Consider the following 13,902-nt stretch of genomic DNA (forward strand, 5'->3'; position numbering starts at 1 on the left):
CCCGCAACCTCTCGACGCCGACCGGCATCTTTCAGCCCGTCCGGCGTTTGAGGACAAGGCCCTTTCGGGGCCGACGGGGGTCCAGGGGGCGGAGCCCCCTGGCGGGGTCGAAGGGGCGGAGCCCCTTCAGGATGGGAATGGGTAGGGGCGGCGGGGGCGAAACACTTACGGACCCGTGACGTGAGCGGCATCGAGCAGCCCCGCCGCCCCTGTCAGCCCTAGCGTGAGCGCATGCGCGTACTGGTCACCGGCGGTGCCGGATTCATCGGGTCCCATGTCGTCGAGGCGCTCGCGGCGCACGGCCACGAGCCCGTCGTGTACGACGTCCGCGCCGACCCCGAGTCGGACGTGCGCAACCCCTACTCCCTCAACCATGCCCTGACCGGCGTCGACGCCGTGTGCCACCAGGCCGCGATGGTCGGCCTCGGCATCGGCTTCTCGGACGCCCCGGAGTACGTCTCCCGCAACGACCTCGGCACGGCCGTGCTGCTCACCGCCATGGCCGAGGCGGGCGTACGGCGGCTGGTCCTCGCGGGGTCGATGGTGGTGTACGGGGAGGGCCGGTACGAGTGCGCGCGGCACGGCATCGTACGGCCGGGCCCCCGCTCCGTCGCCGACCTGGACGCGGGCCGGTTCGAGCCGCCCTGCCCGGAGTGCGGCGCCGACCTGTCGCCCGGGCTGGTCGGCGAGGACGCCCCGGTCGACCCGCGCAACGTGTACGCGACGACCAAGCTCGCCCAGGAACACCTGGCGGCGGCATGGGCGCGCGCGACGGGCGGCACGGCGGTGTCGCTGCGCTACCACAACGTCTACGGCCCGGGCATGCCCCGTGACACCCCCTACGCCGGCGTCGCCTCCTTCTTCCGCTCGGCCCTCGCCCGCGGCGAGGCACCGAGGGTCTTCGAGGACGGCCGCCAGCGCCGGGACTTCGTGCACGTACGGGATGTGGCGGCCGCCAACGTGGCCGCGCTGGAGGCGACTTCGGCAGCACTGCCGGAGGGCGCCCTCACGGCGTACAACACCGGCAGCGGCGACCCGCACACCGTCGGCGAGATGGCCCACGCGCTCGCGGCGGCGTACGGCGGCCCCGAGCCGGTCGTGACCGGGGAGTACCGGCTGGGCGACGTACGGCACATCACGGCGGACTCGGCGCGGCTGCGCACGGAGCTGGGCTGGAAGGCCGAGGTCGGGTTCGCGGACGGGATGCAAGAGTTCGCGCGGGCCGGGCTGCGGGAGGCGTAGCCTCATCGGACCGGTGGTGCTGCCCGCCTTCATGAAGCGGCGGCGGGCAGCACCACCTCGAAGCGGCAGCCGCCGGGGACGTTCTGCACCGTGGCCCGCCCGTCGTGGGCCTCAACGATGCCGCGCACGATGGCGAGGCCGAGCCCCGCCCCCGCGGGAGGCGTCCGGGCGTGCGAGCCGCGCCAGCCGGTGTCGAAGACGCGTGGCAGGTCCTCCTCGGGGATGCCGCCGCAGCCGTCCGTGACGGACAGGACGACGCCTTCGGGCGAGCGCTCGGCGGCGACGGCGACGGTGCCGTCGGCGGGCGTCCGGCGAATCGCGTTCACCAGCAGATTGCCCAGCACCCGGCTCATCTCCTTGCCGTCCACCTCCACCGGAACGGGTTCGACCCGGTCACCGACCAGCCGTACGCCGTGCTCGCGCGCCAGCGGGTCGGCGCCCGCGAGCGCGTCACCGACGAGGTCGTACAGGGAGATGCGGCTCGGGCTCAGCGCCAGCGTCCCCGCGTGGATGCGGGACAGCTCGAAGAGGTCGCCCACCATGCCGTTGAGGCGCTCCACCTCCATCCGGATCTGCTTGAGGTAGCGGTCGGGGTCGGCGGCGACCCCGTCCTCCAGTGCCTCGGCCATCGCGCGCAGGCCGGCGAGCGGGGTGCGCAGATCGTGGGAGATCCAGGCGACGAGCTCGCGCCGCGAGGACTCCAGGGCGCGCTCGCGCTCACGCGACTCGGCGAGCCGGGCGCTGGTCGCCTCCAACTCGCGGCTCAGCGCGGCCAGTTCGGCCGTGGCGGGCCCGTCGGGCGAGGTGAAGTCGCCGCGGTCGCCGAAGGAGCGGGCGGCGAGCGCGAGGGCGTGACTGCGGGCGGCGACCCAGCGGCCGAGGAGCAGGGCGGTGGCCAGGGAGACGATCGCGGCCATGGCGACGACGGTGGTGACGACACGCAGGTCGTGTCCGTTCAGGAACATCGCCTGCGCAACGGCGAGGGTGCCCGCGAGCATCGCGCTCACACCGACGCCCGCGACCACGGCGAGGTGCGCGATGAGCGAGCGGCGCCGGATCATCAGCAGGACGCAGGCGCCGACCAGGCCGGCGGCCGCGGCGCCGACGAAGGCGAAGAGGGCGATGAGGAGGGTGTCCTTCACGGTCATCACCCCTCGATGCCGGAACCGGTGGCGTCGAACCGGTAACCGACGCCCCAGACCGTCTGGATCAGCCGGGGGCGCGCCGGGTCGTCCTCGACCTTGCCGCGCAGCCGGCGGACATGGACGGTGACCGTCGACAGGTCCCCGAACTCCCAGCCCCATACCTCGCGCATCAGGTCCTCACGGCTGTAGACCCGGCCGGGGTGGCGCAGGAAGAAGGCGAGGAGGTCGAACTCGCGGATGGTGAGGGCGAGTTCGCTGCCGCTCTTCACGGCACGTCGGGCCGCCGGGTCGACCGAGAGCCCGCCCGCGCGGAGCGTGCCCGACGGCTGGACCGGGCGGGTGCGACGCAGCACCGACTCGACCCGCAGGACGAGTTCACGGGGGCTGAAGGGCTTGGTGACGTAGTCGTCGGCGCCGACCTCCAGGCCGAGGATGCGGTCGTCCTCGTCGCCGCGCGCGGTGAGCATGATGACCGGCACGGGCCCGTGGCCGCGTATCCGCCGGCACACCTCCAGGCCGTCCATGCCGGGCAGCATCAGGTCCAGGACGACGAGGTCCGGCCAGTGCGCGGCGGCCCGGGCGAGGGCGTCGAGGCCGTCACCGGCGCGGTCCACGACGTATCCGGCGCGGTCGAGGTACCCGGTGACGACCTCGGCGACGGTGGGATCGTCGTCGACGACGAGGACCCGGGCCCCGGCCTGCGCGTTCGGCTGTTCATGCTCCATGCCGCCAGCGTCGCACCCCACGCGCCCGCGCGGCGCCGTCCGGCTCCGACGTCCTTGTTTCGTAAGGAGCCGTAATCCGATATGCCCCTTTCGTGCTCGTAGGGTGAAAGCCGTGACGACCTCATCACCACGAGCGAGTGAACCTCACGCGGCGTCCGTGGACGTCGTGCTTCCCTGTCTCGACGAGGCCGAGGCGCTGCCCCGGGTCCTGGAGCGCATCCCGCCCGGCTGGCGTGCGCTCGTCGTGGACAACGGCTCCACGGACGGTTCGGCCGGCATCGCGCACGCCCTCGGCGCGACCGTCGTACGGGAGGCGCGGCGCGGTTTCGGCGCCGCCTGCCATGCGGGCCTGACCGCGGCCACGGCGGACATCGTCTGCTTCTGCGACTGCGACGCCTCGCTCGACCCGGGCGACCTGGTGCCCTTCGTGCGGCGCCTCGTGGCCGACGAGGCCGACCTGGTCCTGGGTCGCCGCCGACCCCAGCGGCGCGGAGCCTGGCCGCCGCACGCCCGCGCGGCCAACCTCGCCCTCGCCTGCCTCCTGCGCCGCCGGACCGGCCTGCGCCTGCACGACGTGGGTCCCCTGCGCGCCGCCCGCCGCGAGCCGCTGCTCGCCCTCGGCCTGACGGACCGGCGCAGCGGCTACCCCCTGCAGATGGTCGTGCGCGCCGCCGACGCGGGCTGGCGGATCGCCGAGTACGACGTGCCGTACCGCCCGCGCACGGGCGCCTCGAAGGTGACGGGGACCTGGCGCGGCACCTGGCAGGCGGTGCGGGACATGAGCCGGGTGCTGGCCGAGCCACCGGCCGGCCCGAACGTCCGGGAAGGGGCCCGCTCTTGACCACGCTCCTCGTCATCGCCAAGGAGCCCCGGCCGGGCCGGGTGAAGACCAGGCTGACGCCGCCCTTCACGCCCGAGGAGGCGGCCGCGCTCGCGGAGGCCTCCCTCGCGGACACGCTGGAGGCCGTGGCGCGGACGCCCGCGCGGCGCCGGGTGCTGGTGCTGGACGGAGCGCCCGGCCCCTGGCTGCCGCCGGGCTTCGACGTCGTACGGCAGTGCTCGGGCGGTCTCGACGAACGGCTGGCCGCCGCCTTCGCGGGCTGCGACGGCCCGGCGCTGCTCGTCGGCATGGACACCCCGCAGGTGACACCGGAGCTGCTGACCGTGGACTGGGCGGACTGCGACGCGTACTTCGGCCCCGCCGAGGACGGCGGCTTCTGGGCGCTGGGCCTCGCCGCACCGGACCCGGCACGGTTGCGCGGCGTACCGATGTCGACGCCGCACACCGGGGCCGTACAGCGGGAGCGGCTCGCGGACCTGCGGGTGCGTGACCTGCCGCGCCTGCGGGACGTCGACACGGCGTACGACGCCGACCTCGTCGCCAAGTCGGCGCCGGGCGGACACTTCGCGACGACGCTGGCGCGCCTGATCCCGGCGGCGGGCCGATGAGCACCGTCCGGATCCCCGTACAGTCCGGCACAAGAGACGCGACCGAGGACCGCCCCTGGTCCGCCGACCCCTACGCGCGCGCCCTGAGCACCGGCCGGGGCCCCCTCTTCCTGCGCCGCCCGGACGGCTGGCTGCTGCCGCTGGACGTGGAGCGCTGGTGCGCGGACGCCGACGCGGCGGATCTGGAGGTGCTGCGGCGCTGCGAGGGCGCGGTGCTGGACGTCGGGTGCGGGCCCGGGAGGCTGGTGGCGGCGTTGGACCGGCAGGGGCGGCGGGTGCTCGGCATCGACGTCAGCGAGGCCGCCGTCGCACACACCGCACGGCTCGGTGGACCGGCGTTGCACCGCTCCGTCTTCGACCCGCTCCCCGACGAGGGCCGCTGGGGCACCGCCCTGCTCATCGACGGCAACATCGGCATCGGCGGCGACCCACGGGCCCTCCTCGACCGTATGGTCCAACTGCTCTCGCCGCGCGGACTGTTGATCGCCGAAACGGTGCCGGACCTGGACCTCGACGAGCGGGTCCAGGTCCATGTCACCGATGCCCGGGGCGCCACCGGCACCCTCTTCCCCTGGGCCCGGCTCGGCACGCCCGCCCTGCTGCGGCACGCGGAGCGCGCCGGCTGGCGTGTCGTCGATCAGTGGCGGGCAGGCGGCCGTTCCTTCACCGCCCTGCGCAGTGACCGGCGTCAGCCAGGTCACAGCAAAGGTTCCGCAACACAAGAGGTCTAGACTCGGCCCTCAACGGCCCGGAGCCCGTGGTCGAAAGCGGGCGAGAACTGCCAAACCCGAAGGGCATTCGGCGTTTTGATACGGATAGATTCAGTCACCAAGCGGTACCCGGACGGCACGGTGGCGGTCGACCGGCTGTCGCTGGACATACCCGACCGCTCGATCACCGTTCTCGTCGGGCCCTCGGGGTGCGGGAAGACGACCACCCTGCGGATGATCAACCGGATGGTCGAGCCCAGCGAGGGCACCATCCTCCTCGACGGCGTGGACATCCAGCAGCAGCCCGTCAACACCCTGCGCCGGTCCATGGGGTACGTCATCCAGAACGCCGGGCTCTTCCAGCACCGCACGATCCTCGACAACATCGCGACCGTGCCCCGCATGCTCGGCTGGGGCAAGGAGAAGTCCCGGGCGCGGGCACGGGAGCTGATGGAGCGGGTCGGCCTCGACGGGACGCTCGCCAAGCGGTACCCCTACCAGCTCTCCGGCGGCCAGCAGCAGCGCGTCGGTGTGGCGCGGGCGCTGGCCGCGGACCCGCCGGTGCTGCTGATGGACGAGCCGTTCTCCGCGGTCGACCCCGTGGTCCGCAAGGGCCTGCAGGACGAACTCCTGCGCATCCAGGAGGAGTTGGGCAAGACCATCGTCTTCGTCACCCACGACATCGACGAGGCCGTCAAGCTCGGCACCATGGTCGCCGTGATGCGCACCGGCGGCCATCTCGCCCAGTTCGCCCCGCCCGCCGAGCTGCTGTCCCACCCCGCCGACGCGTTCGTGGAGGACTTCCTCGGCGCCGACCGCGGCATCCGGCGGCTGTCGTTCTTCCCCGCCGCCGGGCTGGAGCTGCTGACCGCGCCGGTCATGGCGGTCGACGCCACCGCCGAGCAGATCGCCGCGTACGACGGCGCGGACGCCCCCTACCTCCTCCTCACGGACCCCGACGGCAAGCCCCTCGGCTGGAGCGAGCCGCAGAACCTGACCGCCGGGGAGATCGAGCCGGAGGAACTCCTGCCGTACGGGCGGCCGTTCGTCCCAGGCACCGACTCGCTGCGCGCCGCGCTGGACTGCGCCGTGCTCTCGCCGACGGGGTGGGCGGTCGCCGTCGACGCCGACGGACGGGTGACCGGTGTGGTCTCCCAGCAGACCATCGCCGAGGCGATCCGCGGCGCCCACGCGGAGGGCCGTGACGCCGACGGACGCGGCGAGGGACGTACGGACGTGAAGGTCGCCGGATGAACTGGGACCGCATCTTCGACATCCCCAGCGACCTCCAGCACAGCTGGCTCGGCCTGGTCGGGCTGCACTTGCGCGAGGCCCTGCTGCCGGTGCTGGCCGGGCTGCTGATCTCGCTGCCGCTGGCCCAGCTGTGCGTGCGCTTCCGCTGGCTGTACCCGCCGGTGCTGTGGGTGACGACCGTGCTGTACGCCGTTCCCTCGCTGGCCTTCTTCGTCCTTCTCATCGACTACACGGGCCAGACCGAGCTCACGGTGATGATCCCGCTCACCGTCTACAGCCTCGTCGTCCTGGTCCCGGCGATCGTCGACGGCGTCCGCTCGGTTCCGCAGGAGACCCTCGCCGCCGCGACGGCCATGGGCTTCGGCCCCGTACGCCGCTACCTCCAGGTGCAGTTGCCCATCGCGGTGCCCGCGATCATCGCCGGGCTGCGTGTGGCGACCGTGTCCAGCATCAGCCTCGTCAGCATCGGCGCCCTCATCGGGAACCAGGGCGCCCTCGGCAACCTGATCAACGACGCGAACATCTACAACCGGCCGGAGCTCGCGGTGAACGCCGTGCTCAGCATGGCCCTCCTGGCCATCCTCGCCGACGGCCTGCTGGTCGTCGTACGCATGCTGCTGACGCCGTGGATGCCGCGCCGAGCCCGCACCACACCGAAGGCCGACCGGCCCGACCCGGCCGCCGCAGCCCTTAAGGACGCAGCCCGGTGAACCTGCTGCACTTCATCAGCGACTTCTTCAACGACAGCGCCCACTGGAGCGGCTACGACGGCATCCCCACGCGCGTGGGCGAGCACGTCCAGTACACCCTGCAGGCGCTCGGCATCGCCGCCCTGATCGGACTGCCGGTCGGCCTGATCACGGGTCACTACGGGCGCGGCGGCAACGTCCTCGCCCTGATCGCCGTCGCCGGGCGTGCCCTGCCCACCTTCGGTCTGCTGGTGCTGATGACCCTGCTGGTCGGGTTCGGCATGGTGAACGTGATGACCCCGCTGGTCGTCCTCGCCGTCCCGCCGATCCTCGTCACCACCTACGAGGCGATGCGCTCCGTCGACCCGTCACCGGTCGACGCCGCGCGGGGCATGGGCATGAGCGAGGCCGGAGTCCTCTTCCAGGTCGAACTCCCCGCCGCCCTCCCCCTGATCCTCAGCGGCCTGCGCTCCGGGGCCATCCAGATCGTGTCGACGGCCACCGTCGCCGCGTACGTCAGCCTCGGCGGGCTCGGCCGGTACATCATCGACGGCCTCTACCAGCGCAGCTACGAGAAGGTCGTCGGGGGCGCCACGCTGGTCGCCGCGATGGCGCTGGCGACGCTGGCGGTGTTCTGGGCACTGGGCCGGATCGCGGTGTCGCCGGGGGTACGCCGGAGCGCCTCTTAGGGACGCGGGGCTGCTTCGCAGGGTGATTCAAAGCTGCCCGACACGATGGGCGCCGAGCGGCTCGGCTCCCTCGCCGACCGGCCCGAGGATCCCCTGGCCACCTCGCTCCACGAGTGCGGCATCGCGAACCTCGGCTCCAACGCCGTGGCCGAAGCGGACGCGAACGGCGGCGCACACGCTACGCCGGCCCGGTCACCGGCAGTGTCCACCTCCCGGCGTGCGCCGACTGCACCGAGTACTCCAGCGAGTCGGAGGGCAGCACCCTCCTGAGCCTGTGCCGGACGGTGCTGCGTCACCCTCCGGTACGGGCCAGCGCCACTTCCAGTACGACCAGCAGCGCGTCCCGCACCGAGCCGCGCTCCCGCGCGTCGAAGACCACCACCGGCACCCCGTCCGTGACGTCGAGCGCCCAGCGGACCTCCTCCAGGCTGTGCTCGACCTTGCCGTCGAAGGCGTTGACGGCGACCGCGAACGGGATGCCCTTGTGCTCGAAGTAGTCGACGGCGGCGTAGCAGTCGTCGAGGCGGCGGGTGTCGACGATGACGAGCCCGCCGACCGCGCCCTCGACGATGTCGTCCCACATGAACCCGAACCGCTCCTGCCCGGGCGTGCCGAACAGGTACAGCTTCAGGGTGGGGTCGATGGTGATGCAGCCGAAGTCCATGGCCACGGTCGTCGTGGTCTTGCGCGGGGTGTGCGTGAGGTCGTCCACGCCCGCCGCGACCTCGGTGATGGCGGCCTCGGTGGTCAGCGGCTCGATCTCGGAGATCGAGCCCACGGTCGTGGTCTTGCCCACGCCGAAGCCGCCCGAGATCACCATCTTCACCGGCAGCGGCGGTCGTACGGTGGCCGGTTCAGTCGGTGTCACTGAGTGCCCCTCGTGCGTCGGGGATGGCGCGCAGGCCGTCGATGACCCTGCGCAGAACGGATGCGTCGTGGACGACGCCGGAGTCGGGCACGTGCACCGTCAGCTGCCCCGCGGCGCGCAGGTCCTCGGCGAGGACGCGCACCACGTTGAGGTGCAGCCGCAGCCGGGCCGCGATCTCCGCGAGGGACTGCGGCAGCCGGCAGACGGCGACGATGTCGTGCTGTTCGAAGGCGAGCCGGTCGAGCGCGCCGAGCCCCTCGGCGGTGGCCACCACCTGGGTCTCGAGCGGCATCGTCCGGTCGGACGGGCTGGGTGCCACCCGACCGGAGGTCACCAGGAACGGCCGTACGGCGGAGGCGGGATCGACGGGTCCCGCGTCGGGGCCCGGGGGTGGGGAGCCGTCCGCCATGGCCCTGTCCGTCCTCAGCGGGCCGACGCGGCGCCGACGCTGTTCTTCAGCTCCAGCACGAGCTGCGGGCTGAGGGCGGCGCCGACGCGGTTGGCGAACACGGTCATCTCGTAGGCGATGTTGCCCAGCTTGGCCTCCTTGTCGGTGACCACGCCGAGCACGGCGCCGCTGCCGATCGCGGAGACGAGGACGTGGCCGCCCTCCAGGTCGATGATGACCTTGTTGAGGCCGCCGAGGCCGTAGTTGCCGGAGGCACCGGCGGCCAGGCTGGTGATGCCGGAGACGATTGCGGCGAGCCGCTCCGAGTCGGCGTGCTCACGTACGTCGGAGACGGCGATGAGCAGTCCGTCGGACGAGACGGCGATGGCGTCCACCACGCCGGCGGTCTCGGTCGCGAAGCGCTTCAGCAGCCAGGTGAAGTCGGCTGCGGCGGCCTGCAGTTCGGCCGGCGTGGCGCCTTCCGCCGGGGTACCACCTGTCGACGTGCTCACTGCTCCGCTCCTTCCGGGGGGTCGTTCTGTTCTTGCGCAAGGGGGGTCGGGGGTACGGCCGGGGCGGAGTGCTCTCCGGGGCCTGTGCGGGTGCCAGTGCCAGTGCCGGTTCCGGTGTCGGTAACCCCGCTGCCGGCCCGGCTGTCGCGGTGCGCGCGTTCCACGGCGGCCTCGAACTCCTCGATCGCGGCCCGCACGGCCTCGGCGTCGACGATCCGCACGCCCTGCGGCGGCGTCGCGTGCGAGGCAGAGGCGTCGGCATTCGTACGGATGGTCGCACCCCGCACGCGGCGCCGCAGGGGGCGGGCGGCGGAGGACGACTCATCCGGTCGGCCTGCGTGAGCCGAGGGGCGCTGGTCGGCCCGGGCGCGCGGTGAGGGATCGGGCTGGTCGGCCCGGGCGCGCGGTGAGGGATCGGGCTGGTCGGCCCGGGCGTGGTCGTCGGCCTGGGGTTGATCGACCACCGAGGTGTTCTCGCTGGAGGCCCCGGGGTGCGATGGCGTCCGATGGGGCTGGGACCCGGAGGGCGCTGCCGCCTTCGGTTCGGCACCCGGCGTGACGGACTTCGCCGCGTCCCCCACGTTGGGCTGCCGCTTGGATACCCGGCGGGGGAGCGGTCGCGTTTCGTCCGCGTCCGGACGTACGGCGTCCGTGGGCGCGACGGCCGACGACCGGGGCCCGGAGACAGAGGCCGAGGGGGTCGTGGTGCCGGGCAGCGAGCCCATGGGCGAAACCGCGCGGGCGCCGTCGTCCGCCTCCAGCGCGCCGACCGCACCCGCCTTCAGCCCGCTGACGGCCCCTGCCCCCGTCGCGCCGACCGCACCTGGCTCCGCGCCGCCGGACATCGACGACTCCTTCGTCCCGGAGCCGCCGGCAGCCGCCACCTCCGCAGCGCCGGTCGCCGCGGCCTCGGCGCGCCCGGACACGGCCGCGGGCTCGGTCGTCGAGTTGCCGGTGCCCCCCGCCTGCGCGGCATCACTCGCCCCGGCCCCGGCACGGCCGGCGACCGCCGCCAGTGCCGCCGTGGGCGTCGCCCCCGTCGTGCTCCCCGTCACCAGCAGCGACGACGGCACCGTCACCTCGGCCGTGACGCCGCCGCCCGGGGTACGCGACAGCGTGACCGCGATGTTCCAGCGGCGGGCCAGCGTGCCGACCACGAACAGGCCCAGGACCTTCGTCGGTACCAGGTCCAGTCGCTCGCGGCGGATCAGGCGGGCGTTCTCCTCGTCGAGGCGCTCGGGGCTCATGCCCAGGCCGTGGTCGGTGACGACGATCACCGCGTCACCGTGCTCGCCGTTGGCCACCGTCACCTCGACGGGGCTGCCCTCCGGCGAGAACGACACCGCGTTCTCCAGGAGTTCGGCCACCATCAGCGTGAGGTCGCCGATGACCTCGGGTTCCACCACGGCCTCGGTCCGCGCGCGCAGCTCCACCCGCTGGTAGCCCTCGATCTGGCCGAGTGAGGCGCGTACGAGGTTGGTGAGTGCGGTGGGCCCGGCGTCGAGGTCCGCCTCGTGGATGCCGGCGAGCAGCATCAGGCTGTCGGCGTTGCGGCGCAGCCGGACCGCGATGTGGTCGATGGAGTAGAGGCGTTCGAGGAGCGCGGGGTCGGTCTCGCCCCGCTCGACCGCGTCGATCAGCGCGAGTTGACGTGACGTCAGGTTGCTGACCCGGCGGCCCACGTTGCCGAACATCTCCGCGACGTTGCGCCGGCTGAGCACCTGCCGCTCCAGCAGCGCGGCCGCCATCGTCTGCACCTGGTTGAACGTCTCGGCGAGCTCACCGATCTCGTCGCGCGCCGTGACCGGCATCGCGCGCAGCCGCGGCGGACCGTCGTCCTCGGTGTCGTCGTCGGCCACCCGGGCCAGCTCCCGCTCGGCGACGACGGCGACCTGCCGCGCGGCACCCGTGAGGGCCACCACCGGGCGGACCACCGAGCGGCGGACCAGCATCGCGAGGACCAGCCAGAGGGCGAAGCCGAGCAGGGCGAGCCCCAGCAGCAGGACCGCGCGCCACGCCGCCTCCTCGGAGGCCTCGTCCGCCTGGTCGGCGATCTGGCCGATGAGCGAGGTGGTGATCGCCAGCCGGGTGCCGGCCTGGTCCCGGTAGGCGGGGTAGGAGTCGAGCGCCTCCGCGAGCGACGTGCGGATCTCGGCCGGCGAGCCGCCCTGCACCGACCCGGGGTCGATCTGCAGCTCGGCGAACTGCCGGCTGACGACGCTCTGCGCGGCGGTGTACTTGATGCCGTTTAGCTGGGCGGCCTGCGCATCGGTGGCGAACCGCGCGAACCGGTCGGCCTGGTGGGTGTACTCGTCGTAGGAGCCGATGGCGCCGATGAACTCGAGGAGCGCGTTGGAGTCACCGGTCGACGCGGAGAAGACGCCGGTCTCGAAGGCGCTGTGCGCGACGCCCGCCCGCAGCAGCGAGTCGAGCAGGTTGCCGGTGAAGGTGCTCGCCAGATCGGGGTTGCGGTCCAGCCCCAAACCGTCGATCAGTCCCAGTGTGGCGTGGGTGTACGCGGGGTCGATGTTCTCCGCGGGCAGATACTGCTGCTCGACGGTCTCGCGCAGGCTGCTCAGGCCCTCGACCCCGCGCAGCGCCTGCGCCTCGCTCTCCGGCAGCGCGTCCCCGAAGGCGTCGCGGACCCGCTCGATCTGGGCGTCCACCAGGGACTGCGCCGTGCGGTAGGCGGCGGACGAGGGCCTGTCGCCCTCGGCGGCCTCGTGCCGCACGGAGAGCAGGACGGCCTGCTGGTGTTCGGCCGCCAGCCGGTCGACGAGGGTGGCCACCTCGGCGCTCTCCCGGACCAGCCGGGCGGCGTCCGCCGCGTTGCGCGACTGCGCGGTCTGGTCGGCGATGAGGTAGGCGAGAAGGATGGCCACCGCGGTCAGCGGCACGCCCACGAGAAGGTTGAGTTTGCGCCGGAAGGGCCAGCGGACGGCGAATCCGCGCATACGTGCCTCCTTCGTGGCGTCACTCGGCGCGCGAAGGCTTCACGTGACCGGTGTTGATCAGGTCAATTGCGGGGAGACTACAGTCTCTTGCAGGTCATGACCGAAACCGAACATCAATATTCCGTTACAACCCCCTGTGCCACAACCGTCCCGCCTTCACATGGCCGGACAACTGCCCGTTCTTCTGGGACCAATCGTGACCGGGCTGCTCTTGACTGACCAAGACGTGGCTGGTTTGGATCAGTGGGGAGCTTCGAGAGCTCCGCAGCTTCTCCCCACTCGCCGAGTCCGGAACGGGAATCGTGACTTTCACCCCCTCACGCAGCAGGTCCCTCAGGAACCATCCCGGCGCGGCCGCCGTCGCGCTCGCCGCCACGGCGGCGCTGCTGGCGGGATGTTCCTCTTCCGACGACCAGTCCGACCCCCTCGCCGGGGACAAGCCGAGCGGTGACACCGTCGTCGTCGGCTCGAACAACTTCGCCGAGAGCATCCTCCTCGCCGACATCTACGGCGAGGCCCTCAAGGCCAAGGGCATCAAGGTCACCTACAAGCCAAACATCGGCAGCCGCGAGACGACGTACGGCCTGCTGCGGAACGGCTCCGTCACGGTCCTGCCGGAGTACAACGGCTCGCTGCTCGCCTACCTCGACTCCAAGGCGGAGCAGAAGTCCGCCGAGGCCGTGAACGCCGCGGTGAAGGCCAAGCTGGACCCGAAGCTGACGCTGCTGGAGTCGTCGCCGGCCGAGGACAAGGACTCCGTCAGCGTCAACGCCGAGACGGCGAAGAAGTACAAGCTCACCTCCGAGTCCAGCCTCGAGGACCTCAAGGACATCGCCCCGGACCTGGTGATCGGCGGCTCGCCCGAGTTCCAGACCAGGCAGCAGGGCCTGAAGGGCCTGGAGTCCGAGTACGGCCTGAAGTTCAAGTCCTTCAAGGCGCTGGACGCGGGCGGCCCGCTGACTCAGGCGGCGCTGGCGAAGAACACCGTGCAGGCGGCGGACATCTTCACCACGGACCCGACCATCACCAAGGAGGGCTTCGTCGTCCTGAAGGACCCGAAGAACCTCTTCGGGTACGCCAACGTGACCCCGCTCGTCTACAAGAGCGGCCTCTCGAAGGAGGGCGTCGAGGCGCTCAACGCGGTCTCGGCCAAGCTGGACACCAAGACGCTCCTCGACCTGGACTCCCAGGTCCAGCTGGAGAACAAGGACCCGCTCGACGTGGCCAAGGCCTGGCTGAAGTCGGCCGGTCTGGGCTGACGTCCTCCACGGCGGGGT

At 72.5% G+C, this 13,902-nt stretch carries 14 protein-coding genes; 8 read left to right on the top strand and 6 right to left on the bottom strand.

The features are described 5' to 3' along the window. Positions 1 to 231 precede the first annotated feature (231 nt). Positions 232 to 1,242: an NAD-dependent epimerase/dehydratase family protein gene (locus tag ACZ7L6_RS35695; protein WP_471931291.1), complete on the top strand. Its 1,011-nt coding sequence runs from the start codon at positions 232 to 234 to the stop codon at positions 1,240 to 1,242. A 29-nt stretch (positions 1,243 to 1,271) separates the two neighbouring features. Here ACZ7L6_RS35695 and ACZ7L6_RS35700 read toward each other — a convergent pair whose 3' ends face one another. Both ACZ7L6_RS35700 and ACZ7L6_RS35705 read right to left on the bottom strand, forming a co-directional pair. Then, positions 1,272 to 2,384: a sensor histidine kinase gene (locus ACZ7L6_RS35700; protein WP_471931445.1), complete on the bottom strand. Its 1,113-nt coding sequence runs from the start codon at positions 2,382 to 2,384 to the stop codon at positions 1,272 to 1,274. 5 nt (positions 2,385 to 2,389) lie between these two features. Further along, positions 2,390 to 3,112, bottom strand: coding sequence for a response regulator transcription factor (locus tag ACZ7L6_RS35705; RefSeq protein ID WP_471931293.1), 723 nt, complete (start codon positions 3,110 to 3,112; stop codon positions 2,390 to 2,392). Positions 3,113 to 3,215: 103 nt separating this feature from the next. Here ACZ7L6_RS35705 and ACZ7L6_RS35710 point away from each other — a divergent pair, with 103 nt between their 5' ends. The 6 genes from ACZ7L6_RS35710 to ACZ7L6_RS35735 all read left to right on the top strand — a co-directional run bounded on the left by ACZ7L6_RS35710 (position 3,216) and on the right by ACZ7L6_RS35735 (position 7,903). Next, positions 3,216 to 3,953, top strand: coding sequence for a glycosyltransferase family 2 protein (locus ACZ7L6_RS35710; protein WP_471931295.1), 738 nt, complete (start codon positions 3,216 to 3,218; stop codon positions 3,951 to 3,953). Continuing rightward, complete coding sequence (locus ACZ7L6_RS35715; RefSeq protein ID WP_471931297.1) at positions 3,950 to 4,561, top strand: TIGR04282 family arsenosugar biosynthesis glycosyltransferase; 612 nt, start codon at positions 3,950 to 3,952, stop codon at positions 4,559 to 4,561. Before ACZ7L6_RS35710 ends, ACZ7L6_RS35715 begins: the two co-directional genes overlap by 4 nt. Next, complete coding sequence (locus ACZ7L6_RS35720; protein ID WP_471931299.1) at positions 4,558 to 5,292, top strand: methyltransferase domain-containing protein; 735 nt, start codon at positions 4,558 to 4,560, stop codon at positions 5,290 to 5,292. Before ACZ7L6_RS35715 ends, ACZ7L6_RS35720 begins: the two co-directional genes overlap by 4 nt. Positions 5,293 to 5,367: 75 nt before the next feature. Next, positions 5,368 to 6,525, top strand: coding sequence for an ABC transporter ATP-binding protein (locus ACZ7L6_RS35725; RefSeq protein ID WP_471931301.1), 1,158 nt, complete (start codon positions 5,368 to 5,370; stop codon positions 6,523 to 6,525). Further along, on the top strand, positions 6,522 to 7,235 hold the full coding sequence (locus tag ACZ7L6_RS35730; RefSeq protein WP_471931303.1) for an ABC transporter permease: 714 nt from the start codon (positions 6,522 to 6,524) through the stop codon (positions 7,233 to 7,235). Before ACZ7L6_RS35725 ends, ACZ7L6_RS35730 begins: the two co-directional genes overlap by 4 nt. Further along, positions 7,232 to 7,903: an ABC transporter permease gene (locus ACZ7L6_RS35735; protein WP_471931305.1), complete on the top strand. Its 672-nt coding sequence runs from the start codon at positions 7,232 to 7,234 to the stop codon at positions 7,901 to 7,903. Before ACZ7L6_RS35730 ends, ACZ7L6_RS35735 begins: the two co-directional genes overlap by 4 nt. A 292-nt stretch (positions 7,904 to 8,195) precedes the next feature. On the opposite strand, the gene ACZ7L6_RS35740 is transcribed toward ACZ7L6_RS35735, so the two are convergent. The 4 genes from ACZ7L6_RS35740 to ACZ7L6_RS35755 are packed head-to-tail and all read right to left on the bottom strand — an operon-like array spanning position 8,196 to position 12,625. Further along, complete coding sequence (locus ACZ7L6_RS35740; protein ID WP_471931307.1) at positions 8,196 to 8,771, bottom strand: GTP-binding protein; 576 nt, start codon at positions 8,769 to 8,771, stop codon at positions 8,196 to 8,198. Next, complete coding sequence (locus ACZ7L6_RS35745; protein ID WP_471931309.1) at positions 8,758 to 9,180, bottom strand: DUF742 domain-containing protein; 423 nt, start codon at positions 9,178 to 9,180, stop codon at positions 8,758 to 8,760. Before ACZ7L6_RS35745 ends, ACZ7L6_RS35740 begins: the two co-directional genes overlap by 14 nt. Positions 9,181 to 9,194: 14 nt before the next feature. Next, a complete protein-coding gene (locus tag ACZ7L6_RS35750; protein ID WP_471931311.1) occupies positions 9,195 to 9,671 on the bottom strand; it encodes a roadblock/LC7 domain-containing protein in 477 nt (158 codons plus the stop codon). Beyond that, on the bottom strand, positions 9,668 to 12,625 hold the full coding sequence (locus tag ACZ7L6_RS35755) for a sensor histidine kinase (protein WP_471931313.1): 2,958 nt from the start codon (positions 12,623 to 12,625) through the stop codon (positions 9,668 to 9,670). The genes ACZ7L6_RS35750 and ACZ7L6_RS35755 overlap by 4 nt, the downstream gene beginning before the upstream one ends. A gap of 302 nt (positions 12,626 to 12,927) precedes the next feature. Between ACZ7L6_RS35755 and ACZ7L6_RS35760 the strand changes: the two genes are divergently transcribed. Further along, a complete protein-coding gene (locus tag ACZ7L6_RS35760) occupies positions 12,928 to 13,884 on the top strand; it encodes an ABC transporter substrate-binding protein (protein ID WP_471931315.1) in 957 nt (318 codons plus the stop codon). Positions 13,885 to 13,902: the final 18 nt, after the last annotated feature.

The organism is Streptomyces sp. NPDC107522, from assembly GCF_055657525.1.

Coding starts and splice junctions, on each gene's coding strand:
- ACZ7L6_RS35695 (WP_471931291.1), top strand. CDS start 232: ATGCGCGTACTGGTCACCGGCGGTGCCGGATTCATCGGGTCCCATGTC.
- ACZ7L6_RS35705 (WP_471931293.1), bottom strand. CDS start 3,112: ATGGAGCATGAACAGCCGAACGCGCAGGCCGGGGCCCGGGTCCTCGTC.
- ACZ7L6_RS35720 (WP_471931299.1), top strand. CDS start 4,558: ATGAGCACCGTCCGGATCCCCGTACAGTCCGGCACAAGAGACGCGACC.
- ACZ7L6_RS35730 (WP_471931303.1), top strand. CDS start 6,522: ATGAACTGGGACCGCATCTTCGACATCCCCAGCGACCTCCAGCACAGC.
- ACZ7L6_RS35745 (WP_471931309.1), bottom strand. CDS start 9,180: ATGGCGGACGGCTCCCCACCCCCGGGCCCCGACGCGGGACCCGTCGAT.
- ACZ7L6_RS35755 (WP_471931313.1), bottom strand. CDS start 12,625: ATGCGCGGATTCGCCGTCCGCTGGCCCTTCCGGCGCAAACTCAACCTT.